Here is a 15,883-nt window from a genome sequence, read left to right as displayed (position 1 = left end):
AGTCTGGGACTATTCGGACTAAGAAACGGAGAAGGATTGCGTGGATTTTCAAGCGGATGCCATAGATCGCGTTATTAATAATGCTGTAAGCGTGTTGGAAAATAGCAAGCTGCAGATCCTGGAGATTCTGGATTCGGCCCGCAATGAGCTGAAGTCGCTGAGCAGCGAGCTGCAGAATGTCATGAAGGAAACGGCGGAAACGGTGGAGAAGGTCGACCAGCTCGAGGTAAACTACCGGAAATCTCGCATCCGGCTGACGGAAGTCAGCCGGGACTTCGTGCGTTATAACGAAGAGGACATCAAGCAAGCCTATGAAAAAGCAACCCAACTCCAGCTCGATTTGCTTATCTACCGCGAGAAGGAAATGTATCTGAAGGCCCGCCGCGACGAGCTGCAGAAGCGCGCGCGCAATGTGGAGAAATCGGTGGAGCGGGCCGAAACGATCAGCTCGCAGATGAGCGTCGTGCTGGAGTATTTTTCCGGCGAATTAGGACAAGTGACCCGGATTTTGGAATCCGCGAAGAATCGTCAGCTGATCGGATTGAAGATCATTTTGGCCCAGGAAGAAGAGCGAAAGCGCATCTCCCGGGAGATTCACGACGGGCCTGCCCAACTGCTGGCGAATCTAGTGCTTAGGACGGAAATTGTAGAAAGAATGCTTGCTAAGCAGGAATTTAAGCTAGTGCAGGACGAAATAGTAGATTTGAAAGCGCAGGTTCGTTCAAGTCTGGAAGAGATGCGGAAGGTGATTTTCAATCTGCGTCCGATGGCTTTGGATGATCTGGGATTGATTCCGACGCTGCGCAAATATGTGCATGACTATGAAGAGAAGACGAAGATTCGTGCGACCTTCGAAACCCGGGGCAAGGAGCACCGGTTGTCCTCGCCGATGGAGGCGGCGATTTTCCGGCTGGTTCAAGAAGCGCTGACGAATGCGGCGAAGCATGCTTTTCCGACTTATGTGGGCGTCGAAATTACGTACCAAGCGCAAATGATCCGCATTGTGGTGTCGGACAACGGGCTGGGCTTCAAGGTAGAGCAACTGGAACAGAAGACGAAAGAGCATACGCATTTTGGTTTAATTGGCATGCGGGAGAGAGTGGAGCTGCTCGAAGGCCGGATGGAGATCGAATCGGCGGCCAACCTGGGCACGAAAATCATCATTCATATCCCAACCAACTCAGATAAGAGAAAGGAGTACCAGGATGGATAGTCTTACTAGTGGAACCAGACAAGTGATTAAAGTTCTCCTGGCTGACGATCACCAGTTATTTCGTGAGGGTCTGAAGCGGATTTTGAATATGGAGGAAGACATCGAAGTTGTTGGTGAATGCGGGGACGGCACCCAGGTACTGGAAAGTTGCTTGCAGCTTCATCCGGAAATCGTACTGATGGACATCAACATGCCATTGCTTAACGGCGTGGACGCGACAGCCGAGCTGCGCGAGGCGCTGCCCGACGTGAAGGTTATTATTTTATCGATTCATGATGATGAAAGTTATGTGTTTGAGACGCTGCGGAAAGGTGCGACGGGTTACCTGCTGAAGGACATGGAAGCGGAATCCCTGATCAACGCGATTCGGACGGTAGCGGAAGGGAATGCGTTTATCCATCCGAAGGTAACGGGCAAATTGATCCAGCAGCTGCGCCGGATGGAATACTTGAGCGAGACCGGTGCGATTGCCGAGGATACCGCGATCCGCGAAGCGGGCGTGAAGTTTGTTGCTGGCGACGACAATCCGCTGACCCGCCGGGAAGCCGAAGTGCTCCGTCTGATGGCGGAAGGCCGCAGCAACAAGATGATCGGCGAGCATTTGTTCATTAGCGAGAAGACGGTCAAGAACCATGTCAGCAGTATTTTGCAAAAAATGGACGTGGACGACCGAACCCAAGCGGTTATTAATGCGATTAAGTTTGGCTGGGTGACCCTGTAAGGAGAACGGGCCGATACGTCGGCGTTCCCGCGGGTGCGAAGCATCGTGCGGGATCGGGGGGGACGAACTTTTTTTTGACCGCGGTTACCATTTTATGCATGTTATTGAAAAGTGAGGCGGGTGTCTCATTTGCCTCAAAAGAGCCCCCTTGAGAAACAGCACCAGCCAAATACATAGTTGGCGGAATCCCGGCTCACGCGCCGTTGCGCCTGACGCTGCGGTTCCTTCCGTGCGAGCCCAGTAACCGACCTTTGTGCGGCGGCATATATTGTCGCTATACGGGAGGGTTTGAAAAGGCAGGTTTGGATCGCTGAAGCGTATGCTTCCGATGTGCGTTTTTTCAAAACGCTGCAGGTTGGATGAAGCTAGGGAGGGAGTAGCGGAGCGTACGTTTTGGGTACGTGAGCAACGGAGCGACCGGGTGAATTCAAGATTCGACGTCGAATCCCCTTCATGGAACTGCATCGTGATCCAAAGATGGCTTTTTGAACTACCTCGTTCAGATGAGGATTCAAAAAGGTAGGTTTGGAGCACCGAGAAGGTTGAATGAAGCTAGGGAGGGAGTAGCGGAGCGTACGTTTTGGGTACGTGAGCAACGGAGCGACCGGGTGAATTCAAGATTCGACGTCGAATCCCCTTCATGGAACTACATCGTGATCCAAAGATGGCTTTTTGAACTACCTCTAATAGGAGGTGGGTACGGTGGTTCCTTATGTTGGCTGGATCCTGCTCAGCTACGGAATGGCCGCTGCGCTGGTGCATGTCCTGCACAATCTGTATCGGCAGGGTAAACGGAAGGATCGCGCGATTCATTATATTCTCGTCACGAGCAATCATGAGAATCAAATGGAATGGTATTTGCGGGCACTCTCCTGGTATGCCCGTCTGCGGGGGTTGCCGTTGCGGGTGACCGTGCTCGACGAGAGCTCGCAAGATGACACGCTGGCAATTATGCGAAAGCTCCAAACGCAAGGCGAGATGGAGCTCACGGTCATCGGTTTGGCGGTGGTACGGCAAGAGGATGTGGAAGCGCATGCGGCTCTGCTGGCCGGAGAAGCGCCCGTCTGCATTGACCTTCGCGTACCGCGGGAGGCGGACAAAATCCCATATGTCCATGTGTAAGCCCCTTTCCGGAACGGGGGGCTCCGGAGCTGATGAACGGCAGTGGATGCAGGCAAGACAACAACATAGCACCAAGCTGTTGCATTGGAATGCGCAGTGTAAAGTGTGAAGCACACTCTGAATGGCGAGAAGCCGAGGAGTGTGCTTTTTTGCGTTTGGCGCGTGGGAGGGGGATTGAGGATGGGGAAGGGGGGGATGAGTACGGAGTGTGGAGTATTGAGTAATGAGTAACGAGAATGAGTGGGAGCAATGATTAATGAGCGATAAGTGAGGTGCATTGGGAAGGGGGAAGGAGTAGGTAATGGTGCAATGTGATCGGGGGATGAGGAGAGAGTGACGTCATGGCGAAGGAGTAGCGGAGAGTAATGGGAGGTGTTGGAGAGGGGGGGTGTAGATGTAGGGGCTGGCGGCGCTAACGGAACTCAGGGGCGTTATTTGCATAGGAGTACGAGATTTTAAAACTTAACGGAACGAGGAGACCTTATTTGCGCCGAACTAGAGGGAGTCCCCCGTTTTTGAGCCGAATAAGGCTTGTAGGTTCCGTTACATTGGGAAATAGCCGGGAAATAGGCAAATAAGGTCTCGCTGTTCCGTTAAAGGTTCAAACATGATGAAAGGTTCCACAAGCTGGTCGGTCAAATCAATAGTTGCCCGGGGGCGGTGGGAAACCCTTCGTAGGGATGGTTTTTGGGGGACAAGATCCGACATAGGACGCGAGTAATTTGGTGAAAGAAGTCGAAGAAACGGAGCAAAAAAGAATTTCCAAAAAAGAATGATCATAAAAAGAGGAATTATCCGAATATTGTTGAAATATGGATGAAGTTCCTAAAAAATAGGAAGATGGTGGGAGATTTGAAGGGTGGGTTGTATGCCATAAGAACTAGATTAAGTTGGCAACTGCGAGTGAGTTTGGATTTGCGCGTGGATTTGTTTTGGTGGATGGGGAGGGACGCCCGTGCCATCTACTTGTTGTCGGAGGGATTGCCGCTAGGTTGGGCCGTTGAGGTTAGGGACCGTTTCAAACCAGCAAACGAGATGGATCGCTGGTCGTCGAGCGAATGGGATCACCTGCTGAAGCGGGAACTGCAGGAGGAATTGCGGATGGAGGCGCGGTTGGCGACTTCAGAGAAACTGCAGTTGGGGAAGGCAGGTCGGGCCTTGGATGAAGTTTCTTTATTGGGCGAGCTTCGGGGATGGTTGTGGAAGGACGGCCGGGTGACGGAGTTGGGACGGGCGGTCATGAAGAAAGGGGGTCCAAGCATGGAAGGAAACAGATCGGATTCATTGGAGATGGAGACAGGGATGGCTGTGGAGGCGAAAAAAGAGTTTGGCGCATCGGGAGAAAACAGAACGGGGAGCACGGAAGGCGTGTGGGCTACGGAGATGTCGGCAGCNGCCCAGCGCGGCGCGGCGGGGGAGGCGCTGCGCTTCCTGGCGCGAGCGCAGGAAGCGGCCCCGTCCCGGGCGGCGTCCCGCGCCGGCTTCCCCTCCTCCCGGCGCCGCCAGAATACGATCGCCCGACCATCCCGCTTCCTGCTCTGGGCCGTGACCGGGGCCGGCAAAACCGAGATGATCTTCCCCTTGCTGCGCTACGCGTTGGATCGCGGGGGACGGGTACTGGTTGCCACGCCGCGACGCGATGTCGTGCTGGAGCTGGCGCCGCGGATAGCAAAAGCTTTTCCCAACGAGCCTCTGGCCGTCTTATACGGCGGGAGCCCGCAGCGCTGGGAGGAGGCCCGGTTGATCCTGGCCACTACCCATCAACTGCTGCGATTCCATCAGGCCTTTGATTTGGTTGTGATTGACGAGCTGGATGCGTTCCCGTTCCACAACGATCCGATGCTGGGCTATGCGGCGGAGGCGGCCTGCAAGCCGGAAGGCCGGTTCATCTTCCTGTCCGCGACGCCACCCCTCCGTCTGCAAAAGGAGATCCGGGCCGGCCGGCTGCCGCACGCCAAAGTTCCGGCGCGGTATCACGGCAGCCCGCTGCCGGTTCCGGAACGGATCACAACGGCAAGCGTGGAGCTCTGCCTGCGCCGCCATTCCCTGCCGCCCGCTTTGCTGCACCCTCTTCATCACTCGGTTCGGCGCGGGGCGCAGATCTTTATCTTCGTGACGCGAATCCGTCAGATTGCGGCATACGCCCAGCTCCTGCGCTCTTATTTTCCCGGGATCCGAATTGAGGGGACGTCCTCCGCGGATCCGGCCCGGGCCGAGAAAGTGCTGGCTTTCCGGGAACGGCACATCCGAATGCTGGTGACGACAACGATTCTGGAGCGCGGCGTGACCGTGCCCCAAAGCGATGTATACATAGTAGACGCGGACAGCGACTTGTTCGATGAAGCTTCCCTGGTGCAGATGGCCGGGAGAGCCGGGCGTTCCCAGGACGATCCGAACGGAAAAGTCGTTTTTGCCGCCCCGGTATGGACCAAATCGCAGCGAAACGCTATTCGGCAAATCCGGATGATGAACGCCGCTGCTCATAAAAATGGTTTTTTGAAGGTGAAGGAGGGTCAATAAAAAATGATGAAGTCATCCCAGAGTGTTGCAAATGACGGGTACCGGGCGCGCAGCCGCGATTGGAACCGGGCGACAACGTCCCGGATTCCTCGGCAAAGTCCCTGTGAGTTATGTGGAGGCAGGCTCCTCCCGGTGCAGGCGGACGATGATGCGAATGCCAAGGTCAGGCCGGTTCCCGAGCAGGACCTTCGAAAGGTACTGCCAATTTCGGCGAAAAAAGGGGGGCATGCGGCAACTGACGCCCTTCTTGCGGATGACTTCTCATCAAACTTCTTGTCCTCAAGCACCTACCGGTTTCATGAGGGACGAACCTTTTCCTGGACCAGCTTGTTTTCCCCGTTGCATCAACTGCTTGCTCCGCCCGCCATTCCTTGCTTAACCTGCGGCAAAACGATTTCCGACCGCGTGCGGGGTTACCCGGAAATTTGCTTGTCCTGCTATATCTCGATCCCATGGATCCAAAGCCTCCGCTGCCGGATCTGCGGTCGCCAGGTGGGCTGCCCGGATTGCACTCGGACGGGACAGGCCCCCCGCAGCTTCGTGATAAATCGAAGCGCCGTTGCTTACAGCCCGGCGATGCGCGAGTGGCTTGCCCAGTACAAATATCGCGGAAATGAAGCGTATGGCACCGTTCTGGCCCGCATGACGGGAGCGGCGTACCGGAGGATGATCCAAGAACTGGATGAAGCCGGCATTCCCGGCAATGGAAGCGGCACATCCTTTCGTTTCCACGCGGTGACTGCTGTTCCGGTCAGCAGCGGCCGCATGCAGGAACGGGGGTTCAATCAAGCTGCCCGGCTGGCCTATGGCGCTGCGTCGGCAGGCCGTATCCCCTTGCTGAATCTGTTGGAGCGCTCCCGGCATACCGAGAAACAAAGCTTCAAGACCCGCTGGGAGCGGATGCACGACCTGCACGATGTTTTTCGGCCGACCGCCCAGGCCGCGGAGAAGCTGTCGGCAGCAGTAAACGTGGTAAAGCGGAGTCGAGGCGCATCCTCGAATTGGCTCGCTCCAAGATTTGGAGCAGCTTCATGGGTTGGGGGTCCCCCTCTCCCCAGGGCCCGCGCGCTCCCGACCGAGGCGGAGGGAACGTTCCCGCTTGGCCAGGCCGGGGGACCGGATCCTTTTTCCCGAATCCTGACTGATCCTTCTCCCGAGCCGGTGCGTTTGCTGCTGGTTGATGACGTATATACAACGGGAAGTACGCTGGAGGCTTGCTCCCGAGCCCTGCACGAGCTCTGCGGCCGAATCGGACGACGTGCCGAAATTTACTGCTTGACCTGGGCCCGATCTTAACTTAATTTCTTACAAAATTCTGCATTTCTGTTGACAAACCTGTAGACGAACCCTTCATAAATAGGGTAATCTAACATTAAATGAAGCCATTCTGAAAGGACGTAGAAGCATATGGGGATCAATCTAGGGAATTGTCCGCGCTGCGGGAGATTGTTTGCCAATAATTTCAGAGATATTTGTCCTTCTTGCATCAAAGACATTGAGGAAGAATACGAAAAATGCCTGAAATATCTGCGTGAAGAGAAAATGGCCACGATTCAGGAAGTTCATGAAGCCACAGGCGTTTCGATTCGTCAAATCACCAAATTTATCAAAGAAGGACGCATCTCCGTTGCAAATAACCCCAATATGATGTATCCCTGTGAAGTCTGCGGTGTTCTCATTCGGGATGGGAATATGTGTGATTCCTGCCGTACCCGTCTTACGCGTGATCTCGCTGCGGCGGCCAGAGGGGAGTCCCAGAGAAACAACGAGTTTGATGATAAACGCGGCAATGGCGCTTATAACGCTATCGACAGATTTCGTAGTCCCTAACGACTAAAAGCCTGATACTTTGGCATAATATTCTTAATCCTCCAAGGGTTCGCTATTAAAAAAGCCTAAACCCACGCCGATAAACTTAGTAAAGATTATCGGCTTTTTCTATTTGAAGCGAGGTGAATGAAACTTGAAAATCAATGAAACAGGAAGAATTGGCGGGATTAATCCTTATCAACGGAATATTGAAAACCGCGATAGCCATTTGCCAAAGAAAAAGCAAGTTGACCAGGTTTCCATCTCGTTGGAAGCGAAGGGTATGCTTGAGGAATATAAGAAAATTCAGGATCCCCAGCACCGTGAACGGATTGCGGAGTTGAAAGAAGCGGTGTCGTCGGGAACCTACCATGTGGATGCCGGAAAAATTGCGGAGAAGCTAGCCCCTTACTTCAAGTCTTTCGTCGAATCCGAGGGTAAAGAATGAGTGTACAACAAGTAACCGATGTGCTGCAACGTATGGACGAGTTGTACCGTACCTTAATTGAACTTGGCCTCGAGAAGCAAAAAGCAGTGATGGACAACGACGTGGCTGGCTTGACGCAAGTCATGACCAAAGAAACTCGCGTGCTGAAACAAGCCGCCGAAATGGATGATAGGCGTGTGGAGGCCGTGTCTCAGTTTTTGAAGGAGAAGGGAATCCGTTCGCAGTTAAATCTGACGATCACAGAAATGACCCGTCTCGTATTTGATCCCCAGGAGAAACAGATGCTCTTGGAAACGCAGAGCCGATTGTCGTCTACCTTGCATGAATTGAAACGCCTTAATGCTATTAATAAAGAACTTGTCGAGCAGTCCCTTACGTTCATTGATTACAGTTTGAATCTATTAACAAGTCTGCCTGAAGACGAAATGACGTACAGCGATCCTTCGAAACAACAGCCAACACCCCAAAAAAGAAGTTATTTCGATACCAGAGCCTAAGGGACGAAAGGAAGCGAGGGCAAATTTATGAGATCGACTTTTCATACACTGGAAGTGGGTAAACGCGGAATACTTGCACATCAAACGGCGCTTGCCACAACCGGGCATAATATTACGAATGCGAACGCGCCGGGCTATTCTCGTCAAGTTGCCAATATGACGGCGGCAAGACCCATCGAGTTTCCGGGGTTGAATAAATCCACGGGTCCGAACCAACTCGGGATGGGTGTGGAAGTCACCAGCATAAAGCGAATTCGCGATTTTTTGCTGGATATTGAGTATCGCAACCAAAACTCGGACCTTTCCACCTGGAACGTTAAACAAGAAGCGTTGGCCAACATCGAGGGGATTTTTAATGAACCCTCCGAGAACAGCATTGCAACAAGTATTTCAGAGTTCTGGAATGCTTGGCAGCAACTGAGCAAGAACCCCAGCAGCTCGGATTTATCCTCGCGGACCGTAGTTCAACAGAAGGCGATCGCTTTGACCGAAACGTTCAACCATATCGCATCGCAATTAAATACGCTTAGCAACAACTTGACACAGCGTATTGATGTGAAAATCGACGAAGCTAACCATACCATTCAACAAATCTCCGACTTGACGATTATGATCAATCGCGTGGAAGGCCTGGGGGATAATGCAAACGACTTGCGAGATCAACGGGATTTGCTTATCGACAAGTTATCGGGCCTCGGGAACGTCCAGGTCACAGAGACCGAGGATAATTTCCAAGTTGTTTTTGGGGATGTATTGGTGGTCAACGGGAACGACGAACCCATGGAATTCACTCTTGCCAATGCGGCAGCGCTGACCAAAGGTGAGATTATTGGTTATATTCAATCGCGGGATATTTATGTTCAAGGTTATATCAATCAAATGAATGTAATGGCCAATACCTTGGCTACAGGCAAAATTGAAGTCACTTTGCCGGCGGGATCAATTCTGCCGCAAGGCGTTACGATTCCCGGTGCGCAGATGGACCCGACGAATCCGCGTAAGCTCGCGCAAGATACAAAGTATACCGTTGAGGGGCTAAACGGGTTGCATAAATTAGGGTACACCCTACAGGAGCCGGCAACCGTGGGTAAAGATTTCTTTGTATCCAGTGATGGCGGAGCGATCACTGCAGCAAGTATTCGCGTCAATCCGGAGATTGAAGCCAACTTGGCCAATATCGCGGCCTCGATGCGGACAGAACAGGTAGCCGTGAACGGCGTAGTTACCGAGAAGGTGCTTCAAGGGAACGGGGATATGGCCTTGCTTATCGCTTCGCTGGCAGAAGGAAAGTTCGATTTCAGCGCTCAGAACGGTGCGATCACGAATGAAGGAACTTTCGGCGGTTATCTCCAATCTGTCATTGCCCAATTGGGTACGGATTCGGACGACGCTTACCGGATGGTTCAGAACGGGACGTTGTTGTCGAACCATGCTGATAGCATGCGTCAAGCGGTAAGCAGCGTCTCTCTTGATGAGGAAATGGCGGACATGATCAAGTTCCAGCACGCTTATAGCGCCTCCTCACGTGTGATTACGACAATGGATGAAATGTTGGACAAATTGATTAACGGGACCGGAGTCGTTGGTCGGTAGATAGGAGATGAATAACAAATGCGTATTACTCAATCGATGATGAGCAGTTCCATGATGAGCAATCTGCAAAACAATTTTAAACGTCTGGACAAATACCAGGAACAAATGATGACCAACCGCCGCCTCAATCGCCCTTCCGACGACCCGGTTGGCGTTGCCAGCGCCTTGCAGTATCGAGCGGAGATTAGTTCGACTACGAAGTTCGAGGAGAACACTGAAGACGCGAATTCTTGGATGGCGTTTACGGATAGTGTTTTGACCGAGACGACATCTATCATTCAAAGATTGTCGGAATTGGCGGTACAAGGCGGCACGGATACCGTTCCGTCTGATGCCAGAAATAACATAGCCCAAGAAGTGGATCAACTCTACAAGCAACTGGTTTCCCTCGGAAACTCGCAATTTAAAGGGAAGTATATCTTTAATGGGGAACGTGTAAATGAACAACCGTATCCGAGTGATCCGGCCAACACGGCTTATAGTCTGGATCAGGGAGAGGTCGATTACCAGATCGGAGCGGGTATTTATATCTCAGTGAACCTTTTGGGAGACAAGGTATTTGGAGCATCGGGGGATGCGGCAGGATTATTTGCTGTTGTCGATAGTTTTAAAAGCGCTCTAAACGATACAAGCGCTGCTGGAACGCAGGCCATCCAGGATATCATCCCGCAGCTGCAAAAGAACCTCGAAAATGTGATTACCGCCCAAGCCGAAGTGGGGGGAAAGCAAAACCGGCTTGAATTCACGATGAGCAGGCTGGGAGACTTGAATTTAAACTATCAGTCCCTTCAGTCTTTGACAGAAGATGCGGACATGCCTTCAGTGATTACTGAACTCAAGACGGCGGAAAGCATTTATCAGGCTTCGCTGGATACGATGGCGCGCATCATTAGACCGAGTTTGCTCGACTTTCTAAGGTAGGAGGGGGTTAAATGCAAATCCCTCGCATTCAGATTCAACAGGGGTTCAGTAAAATCGCGCTAGAGACCACTCCAGGACGTTGGAGTATAGAGCAACCCCGACCTTCACTGAATTTGCATCAGGAGCCTGGAAAGTTGGAAATGCAGCGATCGGAAGGAACCCTGGAGATTGATGCAAGAAAAGCATGGTCAGCCTTAGGACTAGCCAAGTTCGATGAGTTTACGGATCGAGTCGCCCAAAGCTCGCTTGAGTCGTCCTTGCAAAATATCGGTGAAATCGCTCAGGCAGGTGACCGAATGATGGCCTTTCATATCCCAGGGAATGCCTTTGCGGAGATTGCCCGGCAAAATGCGTTGAAGGATAGGCCGATCGAGTTTCGCGGCTCCCCGAATTATGACAATGTTGATGTAACCTTTACCCCAGGGTCTCTCTCGATGAATTACCTTCCTGGTAAAGTGACAGCGGATCCCGAGCTTCGCAAGCCGGTTGTTGATTATTATCCGGGGAAAGTTAATCCATACTTGATTCAGAAAAACTTTATATTTATTACGGCCACTGGAAGACAATTAGACGAAGTTGTTTAGTGGAATTCATTATAGCTATATGGACCCCATAATGGTTTCATCTAGCTATTTTTATGAGACGAAGGAGGTATTTGGTGTGATCGTAAATACGGCGAGGTTTGGTGAGATTGAAGCTGTTTCCGATAATACGTGGACTTTCGTCTCTCCCATCCTAGGATTCGAGCAATACAAACAGTTTATCAGTCTTTCCGAAGGCCAAGGTCCTTTTGAATTTTTTCAATCTTTGGAGGACGAGCATTTAACTTTTGTAGTTACCGACCCCTTTCGATTTTACTTGAACTATGACTTTTCTCTTGAGCAGCGCTGGCTAGACCTATTGCACATCGAAAAAGTAGAACAAGTGGTTGTACGTTCCATCGTTGCGGTAAGGTCTTCATCCGACATCTCCATTAATTTGAAGGCCCCGATCATTATGAATTCCAAAACAAAGGAAGCGGCGCAAATTATACTGGATCGCTCGGAATATCAGACCCGATACTTGATAATGAACGCTGTGGGACAGGAGGCCGGTCATGCTGATCCTATCGAGAAGTAAAGGGCAAAAAATCATGATCAATCACGATATCGTGATCTCCATTGTGGAAGTTTCCGGCGATCAGGTAAGAGTCGGCATTGAAGCGCCGGAGCAGGTTAGTATTTACCGGGAAGAGATCTATCATGCGATTCAGCAGCAAAACATGGATGCTGCATTGTTGAAAGGCGATATGGTAGAGAGGCTTCTCCTCAATATGGTTCAACCTGATAAAAAATAATTTTTGAAAAATGTCGAGATATCTGTTAAACAATGCCGCTTAGCGTCCGATATAGATAATATGGGACGAATGTCATGATATTGACGGCCGCAAGTCATGAATCGACCAAACAAAGGGTGAAGCAAGGATGCTGATCACCAACATATTCCAAGGAGGAATTTTATTATGCGTATTAACCACAACATCAGTTCATACAACACACAACGCCAGTTGACTATCAATAACTCTGCATCTGGCAAATCCCTGGAAAAATTGTCTTCCGGTTTCCGGATCAACCGCGCGGCTGACGATGCTGCCGGCTTGGCAATTTCCGAGAAAATGCGCAACCAGATCCGTGGTCTGGAACAAGCCAACAAAAATGCTCTGGACGGTATTTCCTTGATCCAAACTGCTGAAGGCGCGTTGAACGAAACTCATTCTATGCTGCAACGTATGGCTGAACTATACGTACAAGGCGCTAACGAAGTATTGACAACTACAGATGCTGCGAAAATTGACTCCGAAGTAAAACAACTTTCTGCTCAAATCGGTTCCATCGCTTCGCAAACGCAATTCAATACTAAGAAATTGTTGGATGGGACAACCACTGGCGTATTGTTCCAAGTGGGTGCAAATGGCGGAGAAACAATTTCGTTGACTCTTGAGTCGGCTACAGCTACCCAATTGAGTGTTGAATTTGGCAGCACAACAGGTTTGCAAAGCCTGGGTACAAGCGCTGCAGGAGCGTTGAACTCTACGGCAGCTGGTAACTTGAGCCTCGTTCAAGCCGCAATTAACACGGTATCTCAAATGCGTTCCGACCTCGGTGCTGTTCAAAATCGTTTGGAACATACTATCAACAACCTGGGAACGACGGCTGAGAACCTGCAGGCAGCTGAATCTCGTATTCGTGACGTTGACATGGCTAAAGAAATGTCCGAATTCACGAAAAACAACATTCTTCAGCAAGCTGCAACGGCTATGTTGGCCCAAGCGAACCAACAACCGCAAGGCGTTCTGCAACTGCTTCGTTAATTGGTTTAAGAGCCGGCCGGGGAACCGGTCGGCTTTTTTTAATATGGCCTTTAGGTAGGCGATGGGAGATTAGTGATGAGGGTAGATCCGACTTCAAACACTTCACATTCATCCTTGCTGCCGTGGTTCAATAGTTTAGCTAACGAAGCCTCGCTGGACGTAAATGCGGAGAAGTCGAAACCCACCCAAGAGAAAACGGTTCCGGAACTTGTCGAGTCGGTCAATAAAAAACTCGAACAACTCGGAACTCATATCCAAGTGAAGGTACATGAGAAAACAAATACGATCATGGTACTTGTGATGAGGGATGAAACGAATGAAATTATTCGCGAGATCCCGAGTGAAAAAATGCTTGATTTAATTTACAACATTAGCCAAAAAGTTGGGATTTTTGTGGATGAAAAAATGTAAAGGAGGGGTGGATTAATGGCAATCAATGGTCCCATTCGATTAACTGGTTTTAGCGGAACACTGGACACCGATAGCATCATCACCAAGTTAATGCAGGCGGAACGTCTTCCTCTTGATAAGATACAAAAATCGAAACAGTTTACGTTATGGCAGAGGGAAGACTATCAAAACATGAACACGGCTTTGCTGTCTTTTCGAAATTCGGTAAGTAGTCTGCGTTATGAGAGCAGTTTTCAGAAGACCTCGGCTACATCTTCCAATTCTTCAGTTCTGGAAGTGGCTTCAAGCGGAACTTCAGCCGGAACTAGCAGCGTTAAAGTAGAAAGTCTTGCTACTTCTGCTACACTAGTGAGTGGTAAAATCGACTCTTCGACTCAAGCGATAGGTGCTAGCGGCCAAATATCGATTAACGGAAAAGCCACGATTGCTTTTACCAAAGATGTATCAACGGTGGACTCTATCGTCAAAGACATCAACAGCAAGTCCTCGCTAACTGGAGTAAAGGCAAACTGGGATAATACGAGCGGCATTCTTTATTTGACTTCGACACAGACGGGGGATGCCGCGGCGGTCGAATTAACCAATGTGGATCCAAACGATACGACTGATACCAGTCTTTCCAGTTTACAGAGCTTTCTCAATCTTTCTTCTTCTACTGCGAATGGGTCAGATGCAAAGTATTATGTAAATGGCTCCTCTACGGTCATAAAGTCAGCAACGAACAGCGTATCGATCAATGGAGTCCAGGTTACTTTGCGTAGCCCTGGAGAAGCAAGTGTCGGGGTAGTAACGGATCGGAGCGGGATTGTTGATAAAATCAAAGACTTTGTTACACAATACAATTCTTTGATCGACCTTTATTCTGCTGCCGCGGATACGAAACGCAATCGAGACTACGAGCCGCTTACTCCAGAGCAAAAAGAAGAAATGACGGAAACTCAGATTACGGCATGGGAGAAAAAAGCACGTCAAGGAACTTTGTATAACGATGGCATTCTTCGTGATACGCTTTCATCCCTAAGAAGGGCTTTGAATACCCCGCTGGATGTTCCGAAAGGCCAAATTGACATGCTTTCGGATATTGGAATCACGGTAAAGAGTGATTGGAGGGAAAATGGGAAATTAGAAATTGACGAAGCCAAGCTTGAGAATGCCGTCAATACCAATTTTAATGAAGTAGTAAATTTGTTCGTAGCATATTCTGATGATACGCCCGCTACGGGTAAAAGCAAATTAGGGATCGCCGACCGACTGTTTAATGTGGCAAACGATCAGATCGACATGTTTAAGAAAAAGATCGGAACAGGATCTATCGAAGCTATGGATGACAGCGTATTAGGGAAACAATTAAAGACCTTATCGGAACAAGAATCGAATTGGAAGACCAAACTGCAAACTATCGAGGACCGTTATTACAAACAATTTGCAGCTATGGAACAGGCGCTGCAAAAGTTGAATAATCAGAGCTCGTGGCTATCTTCCCAGTTAGGCTAACCACTTTGCTACAATAAATAAAATGACTGATGGAGAGAGGATAACTATGCACTACGCACAACAACAGCAATATTTGAAAGTTCAAGTAGAAACGGCGAGTCCCGGAGAATTAACCTTGCTGTTATATCAGGAAATGGTCAAATCATTGCTCCTTGCCAAAAAGTTATATTCTCAAGATCAGTTTGAAGTCATGAATGAACCGATACATAAAGTTCGGGTAATTCTAAACGAATTAATCGTGACTTTGAACATGGATTATGATATTGCGAAGGACTTGCGGTCGTTATATGAGTTTTATAGTCGTTACATCGCAGAATTTATCATCAAAAGAGACGAGGCCATTCTAAATGATACTTTGGAGTTTGCCCGGGACTTGGCAACAACCTGGAAACAAGCTTTAATATCATTGAAGACGGGCGGAAAAAAAGAAAATGCCTAGGGAAGAGCAAGCCATTAACCCTGTAGAGCAACTTCTTTTTCTTTACCGCAAAGTTATGGATCATCCGTGCTTTGATCAGTATCAGTTATATGAGTCGGATATTACATTGTTGTTTGAACGTATTATGACTATGCAATTAAGCGACTCTGATCGGGAGTTATTGTCGGAAGTACGGTTGATTCATGAGCAAATCACAAATGTCATTTTGTTGGAGAAAGGTGAGTTAGTCGAGCAAATTGATCTTCTGGAAAGAAAAAAACGCGTCTCTGATCATTACGGAAGGCTGTCGAATACCAATAATGTCGGCGCCTTTTTTGTGGATTTTAAAAAATGAGATCGTGGGAG

The 15,883-nt window shown here is 49.8% G+C and carries 18 protein-coding genes; all 18 read left to right on the top strand.

Annotated elements, in window-relative coordinates:
- Positions 1-40 precede the first annotated feature (40 nt).
- On the top strand, positions 41-1,213 hold the full coding sequence (locus BN3795_RS06090) for a sensor histidine kinase (RefSeq protein WP_068783815.1): 1,173 nt from the start codon (positions 41-43) through the stop codon (positions 1,211-1,213).
- Positions 1,206-1,934: a response regulator gene (locus BN3795_RS06085; RefSeq protein WP_059041692.1), complete on the top strand. Its 729-nt coding sequence runs from the start codon at positions 1,206-1,208 to the stop codon at positions 1,932-1,934. Before BN3795_RS06090 ends, BN3795_RS06085 begins: the two co-directional genes overlap by 8 nt.
- 702 nt (positions 1,935-2,636) lie before the next feature.
- Complete coding sequence (locus tag BN3795_RS06080) at positions 2,637-3,056, top strand: hypothetical protein (RefSeq protein WP_068783814.1); 420 nt, start codon at positions 2,637-2,639, stop codon at positions 3,054-3,056.
- A gap of 816 nt (positions 3,057-3,872) precedes the next feature.
- A complete protein-coding gene (locus BN3795_RS06075) occupies positions 3,873-5,576 on the top strand; it encodes a helicase-related protein (RefSeq protein ID WP_456319963.1) in 1,704 nt (567 codons plus the stop codon).
- 3 nt (positions 5,577-5,579) lie between these two features.
- On the top strand, positions 5,580-6,872 hold the full coding sequence (locus BN3795_RS06070) for a ComF family protein (protein WP_198524661.1): 1,293 nt from the start codon (positions 5,580-5,582) through the stop codon (positions 6,870-6,872).
- 117 nt (positions 6,873-6,989) lie between these two features.
- Complete coding sequence (locus BN3795_RS06065; RefSeq protein WP_068784053.1) at positions 6,990-7,406, top strand: TIGR03826 family flagellar region protein; 417 nt, start codon at positions 6,990-6,992, stop codon at positions 7,404-7,406.
- A gap of 133 nt (positions 7,407-7,539) precedes the next feature.
- Complete coding sequence (flgM, locus tag BN3795_RS06060) at positions 7,540-7,833, top strand: flagellar biosynthesis anti-sigma factor FlgM (protein WP_068783812.1); 294 nt, start codon at positions 7,540-7,542, stop codon at positions 7,831-7,833.
- Entirely contained in the window at positions 7,830-8,330 is a 501-nt protein-coding gene (locus BN3795_RS06055) for a flagellar protein FlgN (RefSeq protein WP_068783811.1), read from the top strand. The genes flgM and BN3795_RS06055 overlap by 4 nt, the downstream gene beginning before the upstream one ends.
- Before the next feature lie 27 nt (positions 8,331-8,357).
- A complete protein-coding gene (gene flgK / locus BN3795_RS06050) occupies positions 8,358-9,923 on the top strand; it encodes a flagellar hook-associated protein FlgK (RefSeq protein ID WP_068783810.1) in 1,566 nt (521 codons plus the stop codon).
- Positions 9,924-9,941: 18 nt separating this feature from the next.
- Positions 9,942-10,844 carry a flagellar hook-associated protein FlgL gene (flgL, locus tag BN3795_RS06045; RefSeq protein WP_068783809.1) on the top strand — a complete coding sequence of 301 codons (903 nt, stop codon included), beginning with the start codon at positions 9,942-9,944 and terminating at the stop codon, positions 10,842-10,844.
- Between the two features lie 11 nt (positions 10,845-10,855).
- Positions 10,856-11,428 (top strand): DUF6470 family protein, encoded by a 573-nt coding sequence (locus tag BN3795_RS06040; protein ID WP_068783808.1) that lies wholly within the window; start codon positions 10,856-10,858, stop codon positions 11,426-11,428.
- A 76-nt stretch (positions 11,429-11,504) separates the two neighbouring features.
- Entirely contained in the window at positions 11,505-11,963 is a 459-nt protein-coding gene (fliW, locus tag BN3795_RS06035; RefSeq protein ID WP_068783807.1) for a flagellar assembly protein FliW, read from the top strand.
- Positions 11,941-12,180, top strand: a complete 240-nt coding sequence (csrA, locus tag BN3795_RS06030) for a carbon storage regulator CsrA (protein WP_068783806.1) — start codon at positions 11,941-11,943, stop codon at positions 12,178-12,180. Before fliW ends, csrA begins: the two co-directional genes overlap by 23 nt.
- Positions 12,181-12,345: 165 nt before the next feature.
- Positions 12,346-13,194: a flagellin N-terminal helical domain-containing protein gene (locus tag BN3795_RS06025; protein ID WP_068783805.1), complete on the top strand. Its 849-nt coding sequence runs from the start codon at positions 12,346-12,348 to the stop codon at positions 13,192-13,194.
- Between the two features lie 75 nt (positions 13,195-13,269).
- Entirely contained in the window at positions 13,270-13,605 is a 336-nt protein-coding gene (locus BN3795_RS06020; RefSeq protein WP_068783804.1) for a flagellar protein FlaG, read from the top strand.
- Positions 13,606-13,620: 15 nt separating this feature from the next.
- A complete protein-coding gene (fliD, locus tag BN3795_RS06015; RefSeq protein ID WP_068783803.1) occupies positions 13,621-15,099 on the top strand; it encodes a flagellar filament capping protein FliD in 1,479 nt (492 codons plus the stop codon).
- 46 nt (positions 15,100-15,145) lie between these two features.
- Positions 15,146-15,538, top strand: coding sequence for a flagellar export chaperone FliS (gene fliS / locus BN3795_RS06010; RefSeq protein WP_068783802.1), 393 nt, complete (start codon positions 15,146-15,148; stop codon positions 15,536-15,538).
- Positions 15,531-15,872 carry a hypothetical protein gene (locus BN3795_RS06005; RefSeq protein ID WP_068783801.1) on the top strand — a complete coding sequence of 114 codons (342 nt, stop codon included), beginning with the start codon at positions 15,531-15,533 and terminating at the stop codon, positions 15,870-15,872. The genes fliS and BN3795_RS06005 overlap by 8 nt, the downstream gene beginning before the upstream one ends.
- Positions 15,873-15,883 lie beyond the last annotated feature (11 nt).

Source organism: Paenibacillus phocaeensis (assembly GCF_900021165.1).
In the GTDB taxonomy this organism is placed as follows: domain Bacteria; phylum Bacillota; class Bacilli; order Paenibacillales; family Paenibacillaceae; genus Fontibacillus; species Fontibacillus phocaensis.
This window is presented reverse-complemented; position numbering and strand designations above follow the sequence as displayed.